The 19,732-nt window shown below is 66.8% G+C and carries 19 protein-coding genes and 1 tRNA gene; 13 read left to right on the top strand and 7 right to left on the bottom strand.

The features are described 5' to 3' along the window. The first annotated feature begins 8 nt into the window (after positions 1-8). The 5 genes from mce to ETO60_RS07025 all read left to right on the top strand — a co-directional run bounded on the left by mce (position 9) and on the right by ETO60_RS07025 (position 6,966). Positions 9-458 carry a methylmalonyl-CoA epimerase gene (gene mce / locus ETO60_RS07045; RefSeq protein ID WP_130004092.1) on the top strand — a complete coding sequence of 150 codons (450 nt, stop codon included), beginning with the start codon at positions 9-11 and terminating at the stop codon, positions 456-458. 113 nt (positions 459-571) lie between these two features. Then, on the top strand, positions 572-2,725 hold the full coding sequence (gene scpA / locus ETO60_RS07040; protein WP_130004063.1) for a methylmalonyl-CoA mutase: 2,154 nt from the start codon (positions 572-574) through the stop codon (positions 2,723-2,725). A gap of 82 nt (positions 2,726-2,807) precedes the next feature. Further along, positions 2,808-3,836 (top strand): biotin synthase BioB, encoded by a 1,029-nt coding sequence (gene bioB, locus ETO60_RS07035; protein WP_130004061.1) that lies wholly within the window; start codon positions 2,808-2,810, stop codon positions 3,834-3,836. Between the two features lie 329 nt (positions 3,837-4,165). After that, the gene (locus tag ETO60_RS07030; RefSeq protein ID WP_130004059.1) at positions 4,166-6,184 is read left to right on the top strand and encodes an acetyl-CoA carboxylase biotin carboxylase subunit; all 2,019 of its coding nucleotides are present in this window, start codon (positions 4,166-4,168) and stop codon (positions 6,182-6,184) included. Further along, on the top strand, positions 6,181-6,966 hold the full coding sequence (locus ETO60_RS07025; RefSeq protein ID WP_130004057.1) for a thioesterase family protein: 786 nt from the start codon (positions 6,181-6,183) through the stop codon (positions 6,964-6,966). Before ETO60_RS07030 ends, ETO60_RS07025 begins: the two co-directional genes overlap by 4 nt. A gap of 94 nt (positions 6,967-7,060) precedes the next feature. Here ETO60_RS07025 and aroB read toward each other — a convergent pair whose 3' ends face one another. Both aroB and ETO60_RS07015 read right to left on the bottom strand, forming a co-directional pair. Continuing rightward, a complete protein-coding gene (aroB, locus tag ETO60_RS07020) occupies positions 7,061-8,164 on the bottom strand; it encodes a 3-dehydroquinate synthase (protein WP_130004055.1) in 1,104 nt (367 codons plus the stop codon). After that, positions 8,164-8,739: a shikimate kinase gene (locus ETO60_RS07015; RefSeq protein ID WP_390612637.1), complete on the bottom strand. Its 576-nt coding sequence runs from the start codon at positions 8,737-8,739 to the stop codon at positions 8,164-8,166. Before ETO60_RS07015 ends, aroB begins: the two co-directional genes overlap by 1 nt. Positions 8,740-8,997: 258 nt before the next feature. Between ETO60_RS07015 and ETO60_RS07010 the strand changes: the two genes are divergently transcribed. The 4 genes from ETO60_RS07010 to ETO60_RS06995 all read left to right on the top strand — a co-directional run bounded on the left by ETO60_RS07010 (position 8,998) and on the right by ETO60_RS06995 (position 14,288). After that, positions 8,998-10,866: a hypothetical protein gene (locus ETO60_RS07010; RefSeq protein ID WP_165362135.1), complete on the top strand. Its 1,869-nt coding sequence runs from the start codon at positions 8,998-9,000 to the stop codon at positions 10,864-10,866. 11 nt (positions 10,867-10,877) lie between these two features. After that, positions 10,878-11,762: a tyrosine recombinase gene (locus ETO60_RS07005; protein ID WP_130004051.1), complete on the top strand. Its 885-nt coding sequence runs from the start codon at positions 10,878-10,880 to the stop codon at positions 11,760-11,762. An 11-nt stretch (positions 11,763-11,773) separates the two neighbouring features. Continuing rightward, positions 11,774-12,718: an acetyl-CoA carboxylase carboxyltransferase subunit alpha gene (locus ETO60_RS07000; protein ID WP_130004049.1), complete on the top strand. Its 945-nt coding sequence runs from the start codon at positions 11,774-11,776 to the stop codon at positions 12,716-12,718. A 106-nt stretch (positions 12,719-12,824) separates the two neighbouring features. Beyond that, complete coding sequence (locus ETO60_RS06995) at positions 12,825-14,288, top strand: M48 family metalloprotease (RefSeq protein WP_130004047.1); 1,464 nt, start codon at positions 12,825-12,827, stop codon at positions 14,286-14,288. A 74-nt stretch (positions 14,289-14,362) separates the two neighbouring features. On the opposite strand, the gene ETO60_RS06990 is transcribed toward ETO60_RS06995, so the two are convergent. Further along, on the bottom strand, positions 14,363-14,536 hold the full coding sequence (locus ETO60_RS06990; protein ID WP_130004045.1) for a Flp family type IVb pilin: 174 nt from the start codon (positions 14,534-14,536) through the stop codon (positions 14,363-14,365). Positions 14,537-14,637: 101 nt separating this feature from the next. Next, positions 14,638-14,817: a Flp family type IVb pilin gene (locus ETO60_RS06985; protein ID WP_130004043.1), complete on the bottom strand. Its 180-nt coding sequence runs from the start codon at positions 14,815-14,817 to the stop codon at positions 14,638-14,640. 99 nt (positions 14,818-14,916) lie between these two features. On the opposite strand from ETO60_RS06985, the gene ETO60_RS06980 reads away from it, so the two are divergent. Both ETO60_RS06980 and ETO60_RS06975 read left to right on the top strand, forming a co-directional pair. Continuing rightward, complete coding sequence (locus tag ETO60_RS06980) at positions 14,917-15,321, top strand: (deoxy)nucleoside triphosphate pyrophosphohydrolase (protein ID WP_315850272.1); 405 nt, start codon at positions 14,917-14,919, stop codon at positions 15,319-15,321. A 46-nt stretch (positions 15,322-15,367) separates the two neighbouring features. After that, positions 15,368-15,444 (top strand) — tRNA-Arg (locus ETO60_RS06975). Between the two features lie 16 nt (positions 15,445-15,460). On the opposite strand, the gene ETO60_RS06970 is transcribed toward ETO60_RS06975, so the two are convergent. The 3 genes from ETO60_RS06970 to hppD are packed head-to-tail and all read right to left on the bottom strand — an operon-like array spanning position 15,461 to position 18,072. Beyond that, positions 15,461-16,339 (bottom strand): mechanosensitive ion channel family protein, encoded by an 879-nt coding sequence (locus tag ETO60_RS06970; RefSeq protein ID WP_315850271.1) that lies wholly within the window; start codon positions 16,337-16,339, stop codon positions 15,461-15,463. 42 nt (positions 16,340-16,381) lie between these two features. Further along, positions 16,382-16,954 (bottom strand): VOC family protein, encoded by a 573-nt coding sequence (locus tag ETO60_RS06965; RefSeq protein WP_130004041.1) that lies wholly within the window; start codon positions 16,952-16,954, stop codon positions 16,382-16,384. Next, positions 16,951-18,072 (bottom strand): 4-hydroxyphenylpyruvate dioxygenase, encoded by a 1,122-nt coding sequence (hppD, locus tag ETO60_RS06960; RefSeq protein WP_130004039.1) that lies wholly within the window; start codon positions 18,070-18,072, stop codon positions 16,951-16,953. The genes ETO60_RS06965 and hppD overlap by 4 nt, the downstream gene beginning before the upstream one ends. Before the next feature lie 173 nt (positions 18,073-18,245). Here hppD and ETO60_RS06955 point away from each other — a divergent pair, with 173 nt between their 5' ends. Together ETO60_RS06955 and pdhA are read left to right on the top strand one after the other, a co-directional pair. Then, positions 18,246-18,524, top strand: a complete 279-nt coding sequence (locus ETO60_RS06955) for an FtsB family cell division protein (RefSeq protein WP_234026376.1) — start codon at positions 18,246-18,248, stop codon at positions 18,522-18,524. A 110-nt stretch (positions 18,525-18,634) separates the two neighbouring features. Then, positions 18,635-19,732, top strand: coding sequence for a pyruvate dehydrogenase (acetyl-transferring) E1 component subunit alpha (gene pdhA, locus ETO60_RS06950; RefSeq protein WP_130004035.1), 1,098 nt, complete (start codon positions 18,635-18,637; stop codon positions 19,730-19,732).

The following is a 19,732-nucleotide window of genomic DNA, read 5'->3' as shown; positions in this document are numbered from 1 at the left end:
CGAAGCCTATGAAACTCGGTCGGCTCAATCACATCGGCGTTGCGACGCCCTCCATCGCGGACAGCATCGCCTACTACCGCGATATCATGGGTGCCACTACAGTCGGCGAGCCGTTTGATCTGCCGGAGCAGGGGGTGAAGGTGTGCTTCATCGACACGCCGGGTCAGAGCGGCACCGAAGGAACGCAGATCGAGCTGATTGAGCCTCTGGGGCCGGAAAGCACGCTGAGCGGCTTTCTCGCCAGGAACCCGCTCGGGGGGCAGCATCATGTCTGCTACGAGGTGACCGACATCAACGAGGCGCGCGCATGGTTCGAGGGGCTCGGCAAGCACATTCTCGGCCCGACCCGCATCGGGGCGCACGGGACGCCGATCTTCTTCCTGCATCCTAAGGACATGATGGGCGTGCTGACCGAAATCATGGAAACTCCGCGCGAAGGATCGGACTGGTCGAACTGACCGTGCAAACTTCGTTATCCTGAACTTGTTTCAGGATCCAATTCGCCGCAGGAACCTGCGTCTCCGCATGAACGGATGCCGAAACGAGTTCAGCATGACGGTAGTGGGATAGCATGACCGACAAACCGACCCCCGCCGACTGGCAAACCGCCGCCGCAAAGGAAGTGAAAGGCCGCGACCTCACCTGGCACACACCGGAGGGGATCGCCGTCAAGCCGCTCTACACAGCCGAGGATGTCGCCGACCTCGACCCCGGCCTGCCGGGCTTCGCGCCGTTCACGCGCGGACCTTATGCCTCGATGTACACCGGGCGGCCGTGGACGATCCGGCAGTACGCCGGCTTCTCCACCGCCGAGGAGTCCAACGCCTTCTACCGCCGCAACCTTGCAGCCGGGCAGAAGGGGCTGTCCGTCGCCTTCGACCTCGCCACCCATCGCGGCTATGACTCCGATCATCCGCGCGTCGTGGGCGACGTCGGCAAGGCAGGGGTCGCCATCGACACGGTGCGCGACATGGAGATCCTGTTCGACCAGATCCCGCTCGACCAGATGAGCGTCAGCATGACGATGAACGGCGCGGTGCTGCCGGTGCTGGCCTTCTTCATCGTCGCGGCGGAACGGCAGGGAGTGTCTCAGGACAGGCTGTCGGGAACCATTCAGAACGACATTCTGAAGGAGTTCATGGTCCGCAACACCTACATCTACCCGCCCGAACCCAGCATGCGGATCGTGTCGGACATCATCGCCTACACCTCCGCGCACATGCCCAGGTTCAACAGCATCTCCATCTCCGGCTACCACATGCACGAGGCCGGAGCGACCGCGGTGCAGGAACTCGCCTTCACCATTGCCGACGGGAAGGAATACGCGAAGCGCGCCATGGCCGCCGGGCTGGCGCTCGACGATTTCGCGCCGCGCCTGTCCTTCTTCTGGGGCATCGGCATGAACTTCTTCATGGAGATCGCCAAGATGCGCGCGTCGCGCCAGATCTGGCACGATGTAATGACGGACCTTGGCGCGCAGAACCCCAAGTCCAAGATGCTGCGCACCCACTGCCAGACCAGCGGCGTGTCCTTGCAGGAACAGGACCCCTACAACAACGTCATCCGCACCACGGTGGAGGCGATGGCGGCGGTGCTGGGCGGTACGCAGAGCCTGCACACCAACGCGCTGGACGAGGCGATCGCGCTGCCCACCGACTTCTCCGCCCGCATCGCCCGCAACACGCAGCTGGTTTTGCAGCAGGAGACCGGCATCACCCGCGTGGCCGATCCGCTGGGCGGGTCTTACTATGTCGAAGCCCTGACCGCCGCGCTGGTGGAACAGGCCGAGGCGCTGATCGCCGAGGTGGATGCGGCAGGCGGGATGACGTCTTACGTCGCCAGCGGCGCTCCCAAGGCCGCGATCGAGCGTGCGGCGGCGGCCAAGCAGGCGAGCGTCGACAGGGGCGATACGGTGGTGGTCGGGGTCAACAAGTACCGCCTGCCCGAAGAAGCGCGGATCGACACGCTCGACATTGACAATCACGCCGTGCGGCAAAGCCAGATCGCGCGGCTGGAGCAGGTGCGCGCCGGGCGGGACGAGGCGGGCTGCCGGGCTGCGCTGGACGCCTTGCGCGAAGGCGCGCGGAGCGGCGGCAACCTCCTCGCCCTGTCCGTCGAGGCAGCCCGCCGCGACGCGACCTTGGGCGAGATCAGCAGCGCGCTGGAGGACGTGTTCGGCCGCTACGACACGCTGCCCCGGCCCGTACGCGGCATCTATGCCGAGGCGTATGCGACCGACGCCCGCTATGCCCAGGTGGTTGAGGGCGTGCAGGCGGTCGAGCGCCGGCTGGGCCGCAAGCCGAAGATCATGGTCGCCAAGATGGGACAGGACGGACACGACCGGGGTGCCAACGTCATCGCCTCCGCTTTTGCCGACATGGGCTTCGATGTGCTGTCAGGCCCGCTGTTCCAGACACCGGCCGAAACTTGCGACATGGCGCTGGCGAACGGTGTGGACGCCGTCGGCGCGAGCAGCCTGGCGGCGGGGCACAAGACGCTGATCCCCGAACTGATCCAGCGCTTGCGCGACGCGGGGCGGGCCGACATCAAGGTGGTCGCGGGCGGAGTCATTCCGCCGCAGGACTACGACTTCCTGCGCGAGGCTGGGGTGCAGGGAATTTACGGACCGGGTTCCAACGTGGTGGAATGCGCGGCGGACATGCTGCGCCTGCTGGGTCACAACATGCCGCCTGCGGGTGAGACGATGGGGGAGGCGGCGGAGTGACCGCCGACATCCACCATCGTCACCCTGAACGTGTTTCAGGGTCCATGTTACGGCCGAGAACGAGGGTTGAGGGGATACATGGATGCTGAAACAAGTTCAGCATGACGCGGTGCGCACCGACTGGACACGCGAGGAGATCGCCGCGCTCTTCGACCTCCCGTTCACCGAACTGCTGTTCCAGGCCGCCACTGTTCACCGCGCGAACCATCCGCCAGACCAGGTTCAGCTCTGCACACTGCTGTCCATCAAAACGGGCGGCTGTCCGGAGGATTGCGGCTATTGCTCGCAGTCGGTGAAGGCCGACAGCGGGGTTCAGGCGACCAAGCTGATGGAGGTGCAGCAGGTGCTGCAACGCGCGGCGCAGGCGAAGGACGCGGGATCACAGCGTTTCTGCATGGGCGCCGCCTGGCGCAACCCCAAGGACCGCGACATGCCTGCGATCATCGAAATCGTGAAAGGCGTCCGCGCGATGGGGCTGGAAACCTGCATGACGCTGGGTATGCTGACGCCGCGCCAGGCGGATATGCTGGCCGAGGCGGGGCTGGACTACTACAACCACAACATCGACACCGGGCCTGAGTATTACGAGCGGGTCATCACCACCCGCCGTTACGAGGACCGGCTGGACACGCTGGCCAACGTCCGTGCGGCGGGGATCAACGTGTGCAGCGGCGGCATCGTCGGGATGGGCGAGACGCGGGACGACCGCGTCGGCTTCATTCACACCCTCGCCACTCTGCCGCGCCATCCCGAAAGCGTGCCGGTCAACGCGCTGGTGCCGGTCAGGGGCACGGTGCTGGGCGACATGCTGGCCGACACCCCGCTCGCCAAGATCGACGACATCGAGTTCGTCCGCACCGTGGCGGCGGCGCGGATCACCATGCCGATGAGCATGGTGCGCCTGTCGGCCGGACGTGAGAGCATGAGCGAGGCGACGCAGGCGCTGTGCTTCCTGGCCGGGGCGAACTCGATCTTCACCGGCGACAAGCTGCTGACGGCGCCGAACGCGGGTGACGACAGCGATGCGGCGCTGTTCGCAAAGTTGGGGCTGACGGCGCTTAAGGGCGAGGAGCCGATGCATGCTGGTAGAACTTCTAGCGAGGCTCTTTAGCTATGTACAAAACGACCTCTCGAAATATGAATAAAGGCTTAGGGTTCGATGTCACGCCGCGCGTGAAGTTTAAGCGGCGCAAGTTGAAGATTGACAAAGGGAAGGTAAGGTCTTTCTGGGCACCGAAGATTCAAGAATCGGTCCGCTCAACTTTGATGCTTCCTCCCGGTACACCACAATGGATAGAGCTAGAGATCAAAAAAGTGGGTACTAAGGCGTGGTTAGATCGATACTTGAAGAAAAGCCTTAGATTACCTGCGGTGCGCCGTCCCCATGTGATCACGGCACCCGACGCCTGCTCGAGTGGAATTCCGTCTTGAAAGGCTAAAATGTTCTCCAAAATCCTCATCGCCAATCGCGGCGAGATCGCCTGCCGCATCATCCGTACCGCGCGCCGCATGGGTATCCGGACGGTCGCCGTCTATTCCGACGCCGACGCCCGCGCGCCTTTCGTGCGGATGGCGGATGAGGCGGTGCATATCGGGCCTTCCCCCGCCGCTGAAAGCTACCTGATCGCGGACAAGATCATCGCCGCTTGCAAGCAGACCGGGGCCGAGGCCGTGCATCCGGGCTACGGCTTCCTCTCCGAACGCACCAGCTTCGCCGAGGCGCTGGAGCGCGAGGGCATCGCCTTCATCGGCCCGCCGGTCGGCGCGATCGCGGCGATGGGCGACAAGATCGAATCCAAGAAGCTCGCCAAGCAGGCGGGCGTCAACGTCGTCCCCGGCTTCGTCGGCGAGATCGAGGATACCGAACACGCCGTCCGCATCGCCTCCGAGATCGGCTACCCCGTGATGATGAAGGCGTCGGCGGGGGGCGGGGGCAAGGGGATGCGGCTCGCCTACACCGAGCAGGACGTGCGCGAAGGGTTCGAGGCGGTAAAGCGCGAAGGGCTGAACTCCTTCGGCGATGACCGCGTGTTCATCGAGAAGTTCATCCTGAACCCACGTCACATCGAGATCCAGATCCTCGGTGATCGACACGGCAATATCCTCTATCTCAATGAGCGCGAATGTTCGATCCAGCGCCGGCACCAGAAGGTGGTGGAGGAAGCGCCGTCGCCCTTCGTGACGCCCAAGATGCGGCAGGCGATGGGCGAGCAGTGTGTCGCGCTGGCGAATGCGGTCGGGTACTACAGCGCCGGCACGGTGGAACTGATCGTCAGCGGCGCGGATCCCACCGGCGAAAGCTTCTACTTCCTGGAGATGAACACCCGGCTGCAGGTGGAGCATCCGGTGACGGAATGCATCACCGGCGTTGACCTCGTCGAACAGATGATCCGCGTGGCGGCTGGCGAGGAGCTCTCGTTCAAGCAGGACGACATCGGCATCAACGGCTGGTCCATCGAAAACCGCGTCTATGCCGAGGATCCCTATCGCGGCTTCCTGCCCAGCACGGGGCGGCTGGTCCATTATCAGCCGCCGCCGGCCCTCACGCATCAGGAGCCGCTGCTGTCCACGCCCGACGAGGCCTATGTGCGCCTCGACGACGGGGTTGCCGAAGGCGGCGAGGTGTCGATGTTCTACGACCCGATGATCGCCAAGCTGATCACCTGGGCGCCGACCCGCGGTGAAGCGGCCGCGTTGCAAGTGCAGGCGCTGGACCAGTTCCGGATCGCGGGACTTGGGCACAATGTCGACTTCCTCAGCGCGATCATGCAGCATCCCCGCTTCCTCGCCGGTGATCTGACGACGGGGTTCATTGCCGAAGAATACCCCGAAGGTTTCGCGGGTGCGCCGGTTGACGCCGGACTGACACGGGCGCTCGCCGCGGTGGCGGCGGTGATCGCCACGGCGGACGCGGACAGGGCACGGAGGATCGACCAGCAGCTGGGCAGCCCGACTCTGCCCAATGGTGACTGGGTGGTGCGGCTTGGCGAGACGGATCATGCCGTCAGTCTGGAAGAGGAGGCCGTCTGCGTCGACGGCGATCCGGTGGACATCAGCTTCGCCTACACTCCGGGTGACCGGATGGTCGCCGTGGAGTGGGGCGATGAACAAATGACGCTTCAGCTGGAGCGGAGCCACACCGGATATGCGCTGACCACACGCGGCGCGCGGCACACGGCGCGTGTCCTGCCGGCGCATGTGGCCTCCTTGGCGCAGCACATGATCGAGAAGGCGCCGCCCGACACGTCCAAGTTGCTGATCTGCCCCATGCCCGGCCTGCTGGTGAAGCTGCACGTGTCCGAAGGCGAGGACGTTCAGCCGGGCCAGCCGCTTGCCACGGTGGAGGCGATGAAGATGGAGAACATCCTTCGCGCCGAGAAAAGCGGCACCGTGGCGCGGATCAACGCCGGCGAGGGCGAGAGCCTGGCGGTGGACACGGTCATTCTGGAGCTTGCATGAGCCTCGGCGAGCTTCTCGCGTCAGCCCGTCGGGGACATGATGGCGCTCTTGATGTGACGGTGCCGGAGACCTGGCTGCAGGGACGCACCGCCTATGGCGGCCTGTCCGCGGCCTTGGCGCTCGAGGCGGCGCGTTGTCTCCTGCCTCAGGTCGCGCCGCTGCGCTCGGCGCAGATCGCCTTTGTCGGACCGGTCACAGGCGCCGTCACGGCAAAGCCGCGGATCCTGCGGCAAGGGCGCAACGCACTCTGGATCGGCGTCCAAATCACCAGCGCGGAGCGGGTCGTTCTTGCCGCGACGTTCGTGTTCATGCAGCCTCTGGACAGCGCCGCCGTCATTGCCAGTCCGCGCCCGCCTGCAGACCTCGTCGACCCGGCCGAAGCGGCGGTGGCAGACAGCGATCAGCGTCCCGCCTTTCTTCGCCACCACTTCGAGACCCGATACGCGCTCCCCAAAGCTCCCTCGCCGCAGCCCGACATCTGCCTTTGGGTGCGGCTGCTGGACCGTGGCGGCCTCCATCCGGAGACGGAATTGCTGCTGATCGGAGATGCGCTGCCACCGGCGGTGCTTCCGGTGATGCCGGTGCGCGGGCCGGTCAGTTCAATGACCTGGCAGATCAACCTTTTTGCCGGCGCCGCCGCGGCCGAGGGCGAGGGGTGGTGGCTCCTCCGCTCCTCCGCCGATGAAGCCGCGCGGGGCACGTCAAGCCAGCACATGATGATCTGGGACGCCCAAGGCCGCCCCGGAGCGTCTGGCACACAGACGGTGGCCGTGTTCGCCTGACACCGTCGCGCCTGCTCTTCTCGGGCGGTCTGGGTGGCAGGGACGCATCACCTTCCCGGTAGGCGCGGTGCACGCGCGGGGGATCCGCGGAGGTTCAGCGACCGCGTTCCTCGTCGAGGAAGCAAGCAACGTCCTCCAGCGCCACGTCCCGTACGACGCAGGCGCGGCCGATGTCCTCCAGCAGGATGAAGGGCAGGGCCGCGCCGTCCATCTTCTTGTCGTGCTTCATGTGCGCGACGAGCGTGTCGCCCGTGCAGGTCAGGCCCGCCTGCCGCAAGGATGCGGGCAGCTGCGCCGCTGCCACCGCGCTTTCGACGCGGCTGGCCGCACCGGGCGCAAGCGTGCCGCGGCGAACAGAGTAGCGGGCTGCCAGAACCAGACCAACCGCGACCGCCTCCCCATGCAGCAGGCGATCCGAGAAGCCGGTCTCAGCCTCCAGCGCATGGCCGAAGGTGTGGCCAAGGTTGAGCAGCGCGCGCAGGTCCGCCGTCTCGCGCTCGTCGGCGGCGACGATTTCGGCCTTGATGCCGATGCTGGCGGCAATGGCATGGCTGAGCGGCTCCGCCTCGCGCGCCATGATCGCCGCGGCGTTCTTCTCCAGCCAGCGGAACAATCCCGCATCGGCAAGGAGGGCGCATTTGATCACCTCGGCCAGCCCTGCGCGCATCTCGCGATCCGGCAGCGTGGCCAGCAGCGCGGTGTCCGCCAGCACCAGCGCGGGTTGATGGAAGGCGCCCACGAGGTTCTTGCCGGCACGCGCGTTGATGGCCGTCTTGCCGCCGACCGACGAGTCGACTTGGGCAAGCAGGGTGGTCGGGATCTGGATCACCCCGCAACCGCGTTTCATGATCGCAGCCGCGAAGCCGGCAAGATCGCCGACCACGCCCCCCCCGAAGGCAAGCACCGCGTCCGTTCTGGTGAGGCCGAGTTCCAGCATCCACTCGACCAGCCCCTCGAGATGCGGCCAGCTCTTGGACCGCTCTCTGGGCGGGAGGATATGCCACGCGACAGAATGTCCAGCGCCGGTGAGCAGACGTTCGAGAGATGCACCGTGCAAGGCGAAGACGTGGGCATCGGTGACGACAGGCACGGTCCTGCCTTCGCGCAGCAGGCCCGCAAGAGGTTCCGGCAGATGATCGCCGGTCAGGAGCCCCGCACCCACGAGAACGTCGTAGCACCCGTCCCTGTGCGGGACCATTATCCGGCGCACGGGTTCAGCGCCTTCAGAATGGCATCGACGGTGCGCCGATGCGGCTGAACCCCCGCTTTCACATGGAGATGCGCCTGCGCGTAGAACTCGCGGCGCTCGGCAAGGAGGCGGGTGAGCACCTCGCGCCGGTCCACCCCTTCCAGCAGCGGCCGATTGCGACGGCGGCCCGTGCGCTCGACCAGCACCTCGATATCGCAGTCGAGCCACACCACGGTGGCATTGTCGAGCATCAGCGCCCGCGTTCGCGGATCGCAGAACGCGCCTCCGCCGGTGGCGATGACGTCATAGCCTTCGCGCAGCAGTCTGGCGATCACCCGCCGTTCCCCGTCGCGAAAGCCTGGTTCGCCGAACGCGGCGAAAATTTCCGAAATCGACAGGCGTGCGGCCTGTTCGATGGCCGCGTCGGCATCCACGAACCGCCTGCCCAGCCGGTTCGCGAGCCGCCGGCCGATTGTCGTCTTGCCCGCTCCCATCATCCCGACCAGGCAGACCGGCCGCCGCAGGGCCACAGCGGGCGAGGCCTCAGGCGAGCGTTTGTGGCCGCTGGTAAGCTCTGCCATCATTGGCTAGAGCGATAGTGACAGGCGGTCGTCGCCGCAAGTTCAGCGGGAACACGTGTTTGCAGGGTCGGGGAAAGAAGCGCGGACTTGTCCTTGCCGCGACAGGACTGACGCTGGCGGTGCTCCTCGCGGCGGCGTACGCGTCCGGCGGCCCGGAGCCGCTGACGCCGCTTGAACAAGAGGTCGCGGTGCCGTCATCGTACAGCACGACGGCGCCATGAACGGGACGAAGTCGAGGCGGCGGGGTCGTAACGCATGAGGATGTACTGGTTCGCTGGAGCGGCCCTGGTGCTCGGATCAGGGCTGGCGGTTGCGCAGGAGGCGCCCCGCTCCATCCTTCCTCCGGTTTTCCAGCAGCCGGCCCCGACGAGCACGCCGCCGCGCGAGGCGGAACCGGCGCCGCCACCGGCGGGCGCCGCAAGTCCTGCGCCGACGGTGCGGAACCCGCCGCGCGAGATCGTGCAGCCGCTGCCGGCGGAGCCGGTCGAGAGCAGCGCGCCGACATCGTCGGCGCCGCCGCCCGTCAGTGTGCCGGCTCAGGCGCTTGAAGGCCTGCCGAGCCTGCGGCAGATCGAAAGCCTGTCGCCCAGCGAACTGGACCGGTTGCTGGGGCTGCGACCACGCTTCGACATTCCTCCGGGTCTTCAGCGCAGCCCCGAGCGGGCCGGCGTGCTGTCGCTTGCGGAAAGCGCCGTGCCCAGCGAAGCACTCGCGCGGCAGCCCGCGTCACTGGTGCGCGCGGCGATTGCCGGGACGGAAGGGCCGCTGGTCGCCCGGTGGGGTCAGATCATGCTCCGGCGCGTCCTCATGAGCAGGCTGGCGGCGCCGGAAGGGATGGCGCCGGCAGAGTTCGTCGCCTTGCGGACCGCACTGCTGAACAGGCTGGGGGAACATCAGGCTGCGCGCGCGCTGGCGCAGACGGTCGACGTCGCGCAGTGGGACGATGCCCTCACGGCCGCCGCCGTCGAGGCGTATCTGGGCAGCGGCGACGTTCTCGGCATCTGTCCCGCCACGATCCAGCGCGGCAGCGGTGGAGGCAATCCGCAGTGGCAGATGCTCTCGGCGATCTGCTCCGCCTTTGCCGGGGAAAGCACGCGTGCCCAGACCGATCTGGAACGCATGCGCCGGCAAGGTGTCCAGCCGAGGGTCGACGTCCTTCTCGCCCAGCGCTTCGCGGCCGCAGCGGGGAGCCGCCGCGGCTACACCGTCGAATGGGCGATCGATGATGCGCTGACGCCCTGGCGCTATGCCCTGGCCACGAGCCTCAGCGAGCCGATTCCCGACCGGCTGACGGCGGATCTTCCCTTCTACTACCGGCGCATCGCGGCGGTGATGCCCATGCTTCCTGCCGCCGCGCGCGCCGAAGCGGCATACACCGCCGCGGCGGCAGGGGTGTTGTCCTCGGCAGCGATGGTCGACCTCTTCGGCCAGATCTACGCCGGCGGCGAGGATCGCAACGCCGGAGCGGGACGGATCAGCGCCCTGCTGCGCACCGCTTACGTCGCCAATGATCCGGCTGTGCGGCTGCAGGCGCTGGAGGCGATCTGGACCGACAGCGAAGGGGAGGACTACGGCAGCCGGGTTCTCACCGCCTACGCGGCGGCGCGGGTACCGCCGGAGGAACGCTTCGCTGACGAGGCGGGACCGCTCATCGCGTCGATGCTCACCGCCGGCCTGGACCGCAGCGCGGCACGCTGGCTTGACGTCGTGCCGGAGGGGAGTGAGGGCTGGGCCCTTGCGGCTCTTGGTGCGCCCGGCGATCTCCGGGTGTCGAGCGGTGCGGTGTCCCGCTTCATCGACGCGGATGCGAGCACGGGGCGGCGCCGGTCGCAATTCCTTGTCGCGGGACTGGCCGGTCTTGGCCGGCTGCATGACGGCGCTGCTGCCGACCTTGCCCGCGATCTCGGAGCAGACCTGACGCCCCGCACTCGCTGGGCGTTGACGATCGAGCGGGCGGCGCAGGCCGACAACCGTGTTCTCGTCGCCCTGCTCGCGGGACTGGGCATGCAGGGCGAAAGTTGGGAGCGGATGACGGCGCGGCAGCTGTTCCAGATCGTGTCGACCCTGCGGCGCGTGGGGATGGAGGCCGAAGCGCGGATGATCGCTGCCGAGGCGGTGGCCCGCGTCTGACGCGTCGAACCATGACCGTCCGTGCCCTTGCCGACGAGTTTGTGGCGGCGCTGGCGGCCGAGCGGGGAGCAGCCCGCAACACGCAGCTTGCCTACCGCCGTGACCTTGATCAGGCCATGGCAGAATGCCCGGATCTGCACACGGCCACGACAGAGCGCCTTGAACAATTGGTCGCGGGGTGGGCCAGAATGTCGCCCGCCACCGTCGCGCGGCGCCTGTCCACCCTGCGGCAGTTCTTCGCCTATCTGCACCAGGAGGGCCATCGCGCCGACAACCCCGCCGTCGCGCTCGCCGCCCCGCGACGCCATCGCCCCCTGCCAAAAGTCCTTTCAGTCTCCGAGGTCGAACGGCTGCTTGCCTGCGCGCACCGGGAGGCAGAGAGCGGACAGCCGCGACCGGTTCGGCTGCTGGCGCTCATCGAGCTGCTGTACGGCTCGGGCCTGCGCGCCAGCGAACTCGTGTCGCTGCCGATGGAGGCGGTGGCAGGCGATGGCCGCATCCTCCAAATCACGGGGAAGGGGGGACACGCGCGCATCGTGCCGGTGAGCACCCCGGCAAAGGCGGCGCTCGAGCGCTGGCTCGCGCTGACATCCGCCAATGCCCGCTACGTCTTCCCCTCGCGGGACAGCCATCTCACCCGGGTGCGGCTGTTCCAGCTGCTCAAGGGTCTCGCTCACAGGTCGGGCCTCCCCCCTGACCGGGTTGGGCCGCACGTCCTCCGGCATGCCTTTGCCACGCATCTCCTCGCCGGGGGTGCGGACCTCAGGGTGCTCCAGATGCTGCTCGGCCATGCGGACATCGGAACCACGCAGATCTACACCCATGTGAACGCCGCGCATCTCGTGAAGCTGGTCAACGAGCGGCATCCTCTTGCCGGCACGCCCACGCTGGCCTAGCGGCTGAGCCGATGCAGTCCTTCCTGGAATTCGAGAAGCCCGTCGCGCAGTTGCAGGCGCGGATCGAGGAGCTGCGCGCCGCCGGCGGCGCGTGCAGCGCCGACATCGAGGATGAGGTGTCGCAGCTCGAGGCGAAGAGTCACGAGCTGCTGGTGCGCACCTATGCCAACCTGACACCCTGGCAGAAAACGCAGGTCGCCCGGCATCCGCGACGGCCTCATTTCGCGGACCTTGTGGCACACGGGTTCGAGGATTTCGTGCCGCTCGCCGGAGACCGGGCCTTTGCCGACGATCAGGCAATCCTCGGCGGGTTTGCGCGCCTCCAGGGGCGTCGGATCATGCTCATCGGGCACGAGAAGGGGCACGACACCCAGTCCCGGGTGCGCCACAATTTCGGCATGGCCAAGCCGGAAGGATACCGCAAGGCAATCCGGCTGATGGATCTCGCCGGACGCTTCGGCCTGCCGGTGGTCACACTGGTCGACACGTCCGGTGCCTTCCCCGGCGTCGAGGCGGAGGAGCGCGGCCAGGCCGAGGCGATCGCCCGCTGCACCGAGGCGTGCCTGGCGCTCCCGGTGCCGCTGGTGGCGGCGGTCGTCGGCGAGGGCGGATCGGGAGGAGCCGTGGCGCTGGCCAGCGCCGACCGGGTGCTGATGTTCGAGCATGCGGTGTATTCCGTCATCTCTCCCGAAGGCTGCGCCTCGATTCTCTGGCGCACGGCCGAGAAGGCGCCGGACGCTGCCGAGGCCATGAAGGTGGGGGCGAAAGACCTCCTGCAGGCAGGCGTTATCGACCGGATCGTCGACGAGCCGCTCGGCGGCGCACACCGTGATCCGGTTGCGGCGGCCGTTTCGATGGCATCGGCCATCGCCGAGGAACTGGGCGCCCTTGTGGGGCTTGCGCCGTCCACGCTCCGCCGCAACCGCGAGGATCGCTTCCTGCGCATCGGCGGGTGACCCCGGCGCGCGAAGGGAACCAAGACCCGGAGCGGCCGGTTTGTGGCGCAGAACAACAGCTGCGCGGCAGGTGGGTGCACGCGCGGCACGACAAAGGATGAACGTTATGCCGCTCTCGAGGATGCTTGCCTCCGTTGCCGCCCTGTCGCTTGCCGGGTGCGCGACCGCCGCCAACATTCCCGGACCCACCACCCCGATCACCCAGACAGAGGCGCAGCAGGGTGCACAGTTGCACCCGCAGCTGCTGGCAGAGTTCGGTGGGGCGATGACCGGCCCGCAGGCCCAGTATGTCGAGCAGGTCGGACAGCGGATTGCGGTGCAGTCCGGGCTTGGCAACGCGCAGAGCGCCTTCACCGTCTCGCTCCTTAACAGCCCGGTCAACAACGCCTTCGCCATTCCAGGCGGCTACATCTACACGACGCGGCAGCTCGTGGCGTTGATGAACAACGAGGCGGAACTCGCCGGCGTCCTCGGGCACGAAGTGGCGCACGTTGCCGCCCGGCATCAGCAGCGCCGCGCCGCCAATGCGCAGCGCAACACGCTGCTCGGCGTGGGCGGGGCGATCCTCTCCGGCATTCTGCTCGGAAACACCGGGATCGGACAGCAGCTGGGGCAGGCGGCGCTGCAAGGCTCGCAGCTGCTGACGCTCAGCTTTTCGCGGGCGCAGGAGATCGAGGCGGACCAGCTCGGCATCCGCTATCTCAGCCAGGCGGGGTATGACCCGCGCGCCATGGCGACCGTGCTCGCGAGCCTTGCGGCGCAGAACCAGCTCGACGCGCAGCTCCAGGGTCGGCGCGGCGCCTCCATCCCCGAATGGGCCTCGACCCACCCGGATCCGGCGAGCCGCGTGCGCGGCGCGCTCGCGACGGCGCAGGGCCTGCCCGGAACCGCCACCAACCGCGACACCTTCCTGACCCGCATCAACGGTCTTCGCTACGGGGACGATCCGGCGCAGGGGCTGATCGAGGGCAACGACTTCATCCACCCGGAACTGCGGCTCGCCTTCACCGTGCCTCAGGGCTACACCATGATCAACAGCACGCGCGCGGTGACGGTGCAGGGTCAGGGCGGGCAGGCGCAGTTCTCCTTTGCCGCCTACAACGGCAATCTCGATAGCTATGTGCAGAGCGTCTTCCAGGCGCTTGGCGGTCAGCAGCAGCGACTCGCCCCGCAGACGATCCAGCGGACCACGGTCAACGGCATCCCAGCGGCGGTGGGCACGGCACGGGTGAACAGCGGCAACCAGCAGGTCGATGTGGTGGTGTTCGCCTATGAGTTCGCCCGCGACCGCGCTTACCACTTCGCCGCCATCACTCCGGCGGGCCGCGCGGCGGTGTTCAACCCGATGTTCCAGTCGGTGCGGCGGATCACGGCTCAGCAGGCGGCTCAGGTGGTCCCGCGGCGGCTGGAAGTGGTGCAGGTGAGGGCCGGCGATACGGTGCAGTCGCTCAGCCGGCGCATGGCGTTCGACAACGCGCAGGAGGTACGCTTCCGCGTGCTGAACGGGTTGACCTCCACCGATCAGCTGCAGGTCGGACAGCGGGTGAAGATCGTCGTTCGCGGCACGTGAGGGCATCACGAACGACGGGCAAAGAAGAAGGCGGCGGGATCGCTCCCGCCGCCTTCCGTTTTGCGCGAAGGCGCTCAGGCGTTCGCGGTGTTGAGCTGGTTGCCCACGCCGGTGAACGTGCGCGACAGGCTGCCACCGAGCGAGCTGAGCGCCGCGATGAGGCCCACGGCGATCAGCGCCGCGATCAGGCCGTATTCGATGGCCGTGGCGCCGTCTTCGTCACGGATGAGCTTGTTGATGGTGGTCATGGTCGTTCTCCTCGTTGATCCTGATGTCCCCGCCGTCCCGCTGTTGTCGCTTCTGGCAAGAGTGCTGCTAACCTGTATGAGTTGATAAATGTTTAAGCCGTTCAGATGCCGATGGTGGCGGTGATGGTGGTGCTGATGTGCAGCCACATGGCGTTGACTGCGCCGCCGAACGCGGTGATGGACCCGATGATCGCGATGCACAGCAGCGCGATGATCAGCCCGTATTCGATGGCGGTGGCGCCGGAATCGTCCTTGCCGAGTTGCTTCGAAATCTGCGACATGGGCCGCTCCTGCCAACCGGCATCCGCGCGCCGGCAGCCGCCTTATGGCGCCAAATCGTTAACGTCCGGTGTGACGGGAGTCTTGCCGGACAGGCAACCATGATGCTGGTCGTGGCTGCCGATCTGGTCGGCGCGGACGGTCGGCATCTTCTCCACCGCCGACCGCGCCACAAGCATCATGGCGGCCTGTGGGAGTTTCCGGGCGGCAAGGTCGAGCCAGGCGAAACTCCGCAGGATGCCCTGTCGCGTGAGCTGGCGGAGGAATTGGGAGTTGCGGCGGCACCCGCGTCGCTTCAGCCGCTGTCCTTTGCCACGAGCAGCGTGAGCGACGCGGGCGGAGCGATCCTGCTCCTGCTGTATCGCTGCACCGTGTGGTCGGGCACGCCGGCCGCGCTGGAGGGCGGGGCGGTGGACTGGTTCACCCTTGACGCCATGCTGACGTGCGCCATGCCGCCGCTCGACCGGGACCTGCGAGGCCGCCTGGTCGGGTTGCCTGCGCTTTAGGGATTGCCAAGCCGCTGGCCCACTCCTAAGGACGCCCACACCAAGCGCGCCCGTAGCTCAGCTGGATAGAGTACCCGGCTACGAACCGGGCGGTCGGAGGTTCGAATCCTTCCGGGCGCGCCATTCTCCTCCGCCGGACTTAGTCCTTTTCGCCAGTGCGGACCTGCACCTGCACGGGTTCGCGGAAGCTGTGGGTCATCTGCGGATACGGGATCTCGATGCGCGCATCGGCGAGTGCGCGGCGCACGGCACGGACAACGCGGTCGCGGCTCTCGAATCCTGCCCTAGGTGTTGAACCGGCCCACCAGCGCACCAGAAAGTCGATCGCGCTGGGGCCGAAGGTGGTGGCGTAGATCTCCACACCCCGCGCCTGATCGACGGACGCCACCTTTTCCACCGCCCTGCGCAGCACCTCGGCGGTGCGATCGAGATCCGCGTCGTAGGAGACTCCGACCACCAGTTCATAACGCCGCCGCTCCTCGTCGGTGACAATCCGCACCGGGTTCTTGAACAGCACCGCGTTCGGCACGATCGTCAGCTCGTTCGACAGCGCCCGCACATGCGTCTCGCGCAGCGTGATGTGTTCGACGCGCCCGGTGATGCCTTCGCATTCGACGAGATCGCCGATCTGCATCTTGCGACGCGCCATGATGAGCACGCCCGCAAGAAAGTTCTCGAAGATGTCCTGAAAGGCAAAGCCGATCGCCACGGCCCCGATCCCGAGCCCTGCCAGTAGGCTCGCAGGGGTGAGGCCCGGCATGACCAGCATTGCCGCGAACAGAAGTCCGGCCGTCCAGATCGCCACCCGCACCAGAGTGTCGAGCAGTTCCTTGAGACTCGGCCGCAGATCGGTCCGAGCGACGAGCAGGTCGGCGATCCTGACAGCGAACCGCGCCGCAATCCACGTGACAAGGATCGCGATGAGGGCAAAAGCCAGGTTCGGGAGCTGAGCGACGAAGCCGAGCGCCATCGCATGCAGCTGCGCCTGCAGGGTGGCGACATAGTCCATGCCAGGCATTGTCAGGCCGCCTGACGCGCTACGCCGCGTCGGGATATCCGCTCAACGGGCGGCCTCGTGCAGCCACGCGGCGTGCCGAGGCGCCCGTTTGGTCCGGCTCCACTCCTCGAGCATGGGTTCGGCGACGCGGCGCAGTTCGGCCAGCTGATCGTCCGTGGCGATGTCGGCAGCGAGTTCGACCCGATGCCCGTTCGGATCGAAGAAATAGATCGACTTGAAGATGCCGTGATGGGTGGGGCCGAGAACTTCGATGCCGAGACTCTCGACATGGTCCTTGGCCCGCATCAATTCATCTTCGGAGCCGAGCTTGAAGGCGAGATGCTGCACCCATGTGGGCGTGTTCTCGTCCCGCCCCATGTCCGGCTGGTTCGGCAGTTCGAAGAAGGCGAGAATGTTGCCGTTCCCGGCATCCAGAAAGACATGCATGTACGGATCATAAGCGCCCGTGGACGGCACGTGATCCTCCGCGAAAGCGGTCGTGTATTCCATGCCCAGAACCTTGCCGTACCACGCCACCGTCTCGGCAGCATCGCGGCAGCGGTAGGCGGCATGGTGGATCCCGCGGAGGCGGATCGGCGATCCCGACGGTCCGGCGGCAGCGTCGCTCCCGCTCATTGCGCCACCTCTGCGTGCTGGGCGGACCGCTCGTCCACTTGCAGCGCGCCGCGGCGGATCTGGTCACGCTCCATGGACTCAAACAGCGCCTTGAAGTTTCCTTCGCCGAAGCCCTCGTCCCCCTTGCGCTGGATGAACTCGAAGAACACCGGCCCGACCTGCGCTTCGGCAAAGATCTGCAGCAGGAGGCGCGGCTGTCCGTCAGACACGCTGCCGTCAAGCAGGATGCCGCGCGCGCGCAGGTCATCGACGCGCTCGCCATGTCCGGGGAGCCGCTCGTCGAGCATCTCGTAATAGGTCGCCGGCGGCGCGGTCATGAACGGCACACCGAGCTGCTTGAGCCGATCCCACGCCGCGACGAGATCGTCGCAGATGAGAGCGATGTGCTGGATCCCCTCGCCGTTAAAGGCCCGCAGGAACTCCTCGATCTGGCCCTTGCCGCTCTCGCCCTCCTCGTTGAGCGGGATGCGGATCTTCCCGTCCGGTGCGGTCAGCGCCTTGGACGTGAGGCCGGTATATTCGCCCTTGATGTCGAAGAAGCGGATTTCGCGGAAGTTGAACAGGCGTTCGTACCAGTCCGCCCAGTAGGCCATTCGCCCCTTGTGGACGTTGTGGGTGAGGTGATCGATGCGCTGGAAACCCGCGCCAACCGGATGGGGGTCGACGCCGTTCAGGTAGCGGAAGTCGACGTCGTAGATGGTCAGATCGCCCTTGGCCGATCCCTCGTAGCGGTCGACAAGGTAGATGTTGGCGCCGCCGATCCCTTTGATCGCGGGGATGTTCAGCTCCATCGGCCCGGCTTCGGTCGGCGCCGGCTGGGCCCCGGCTTCGAGAAGATGATCCCACGCATCGGCAGCGTCGCGGACCCGGAACCCCATGCCGCACGCGCTCGGCCCGTGTTCCCGGGCAAAGTACCAGGCCGCGCTGTGCGGTTCGTAATTGGTCAGGAGGTTGATCCCGCCCTGGCGCCACAGATGCACATCCTTCGACCGGTGCGACGCCACATGCGTGAAGCCCATGGTGCGGAAAACCGGCTCCAGAACCTCCTTCTCCGGCGCGCAGAATTCGACGAACTCGAAGCCGTCCAGACCAGCGGGATTGGGAAACAGGTCAGCCACGTCGCTCTCACTCTAAGGTCATGTTCTGCACCGAAGCGGTATCATGTCCGGTCCGCCGCTGTCAAAGCGGTGCGTCGCCGGCCGACAAAGGGGACTTGATCGCCGGCGGCTGGTGTGTTCTGTCACAAGCCATGATAGCGTTGCGCCGGACGAAGCTGGAGAAGGAGCGGGTCTTGTCCGTCGCTTCGCTCGTGACGGCGAGCGTTCTGCTCGGCCTCATCGTGGCGGGGCCGTCAGGTCTCATCGCCTGGAGCGAATATGCTCAGCTCAAGGAGAAGCGCGAGGCGGAACTCGCCGCCCTGATCGAACGCCGCGACCGGCTGCGCCAGCGTGTCATCCTGCTGAACCCGGACAATGCCGATCCGGATCTCGTGGGCGAACTGATCCGCCGCAATCTCAATGTCGTCCACCCCGACGAGATGATCCTGAGCCTGGACGAGGAGCAGCGTTGAGGGTGCGGACCGGGCAGATGCCGGCGGGCCGGTTGCCTTGCGCCGGTGCTCGCTCCTATAGGCGGTGAATCGAACCCGCCGGTCCGCGCGAGCAAGGATTGCACACCGCCATGTCCAAGCCACACGACAGTGCCCCTGATGCGCAGGTGCCGTCCCTGCGTTCGCTTCAGGACCAGTTCGCGAGCAACACCCGCTACCCCGCGAGCGCGGACGAGAAGCTCGCCTTCTACCGCCAGATGCTGCTCATCCGCCGCTTCGAGGAAAAGGCCGGGCAACTCTACGGGCTGGGCCTCATCGGCGGCTTCTGCCACCTCTACATCGGGCAGGAAGCCGTCGCGATCGGGCTCCAAAGCGCGCTCAATCCGGAAGTCGACAGCGTCATCACCGGCTACCGGGATCACGGCCACATGCTCGCCTACGGCATCGATCCCAAGATCATCATGGCCGAGCTGACGGGGCGCCATTCGGGCATTTCGCGCGGCAAGGGCGGTTCGATGCACATGTTCTCGACCGCGCACAAGTTCTACGGCGGCCACGGCATCGTGGGCGCGCAGGTTGCGCTGGGCGGCGGGCTGGCCCTTGCCCACCAGTACAACGAGGATGGCGGCCTGTGCCTCGCCTATTTTGGCGATGGTGCGGCCAATCAGGGACAGGTCTACGAGACCTTCAACATGGCTGCCTTGTGGAAGCTGCCGATCGTGTTCGTTGTGGAGAACAACCGCTACGCCATGGGCACGGCGGTGGAGCGGTCCTCGGCCGAAACGGAGTTTCACAGGCGCGGCGCGGCGTTCCGCATTCCCGGCATGCATGTGGACGGGATGGATGTGCTGCAGGTGCGTCAGGCGGCGGAGGTCGCCTTCGCCTATGTCCGGGACGGGAACGGCCCGGTGCTGATGGAGTGCAGCACCTACCGCTACCGCGGCCACTCCATGTCCGATCCGGCGAAGTACCGCACCCGCGAGGAGGTTCAGGAATTTAAGGAGCAGCGCGACCCGATCGAGGCGATCAAGCGGCTCCTCGTGGAGGACGGCACGGCCGAGGACGATCTGCGCGCCATCGACAAGGAGATCCGGGCCATCGTTGCTGCCGCAGCCGACTTCGCCGAAACGTCGCCCGAGCCTGAGCCGGAGGAGCTGTACACCGACGTCTTGGTGGACAGCTATTCGGGCAGCGCGCCGGCGATCCCCGCAGCCGAACACGCCCGGTGA

It is taken from the genome of Qipengyuania thermophila (assembly GCF_004153605.1).
Classification (GTDB): Bacteria; Pseudomonadota; Alphaproteobacteria; order Sphingomonadales; family Sphingomonadaceae; genus Qipengyuania_B; species Qipengyuania_B thermophila.
Note: the sequence above shows the minus strand (reverse complement) of the source record. Positions and strands in the feature narration are given on the sequence as shown.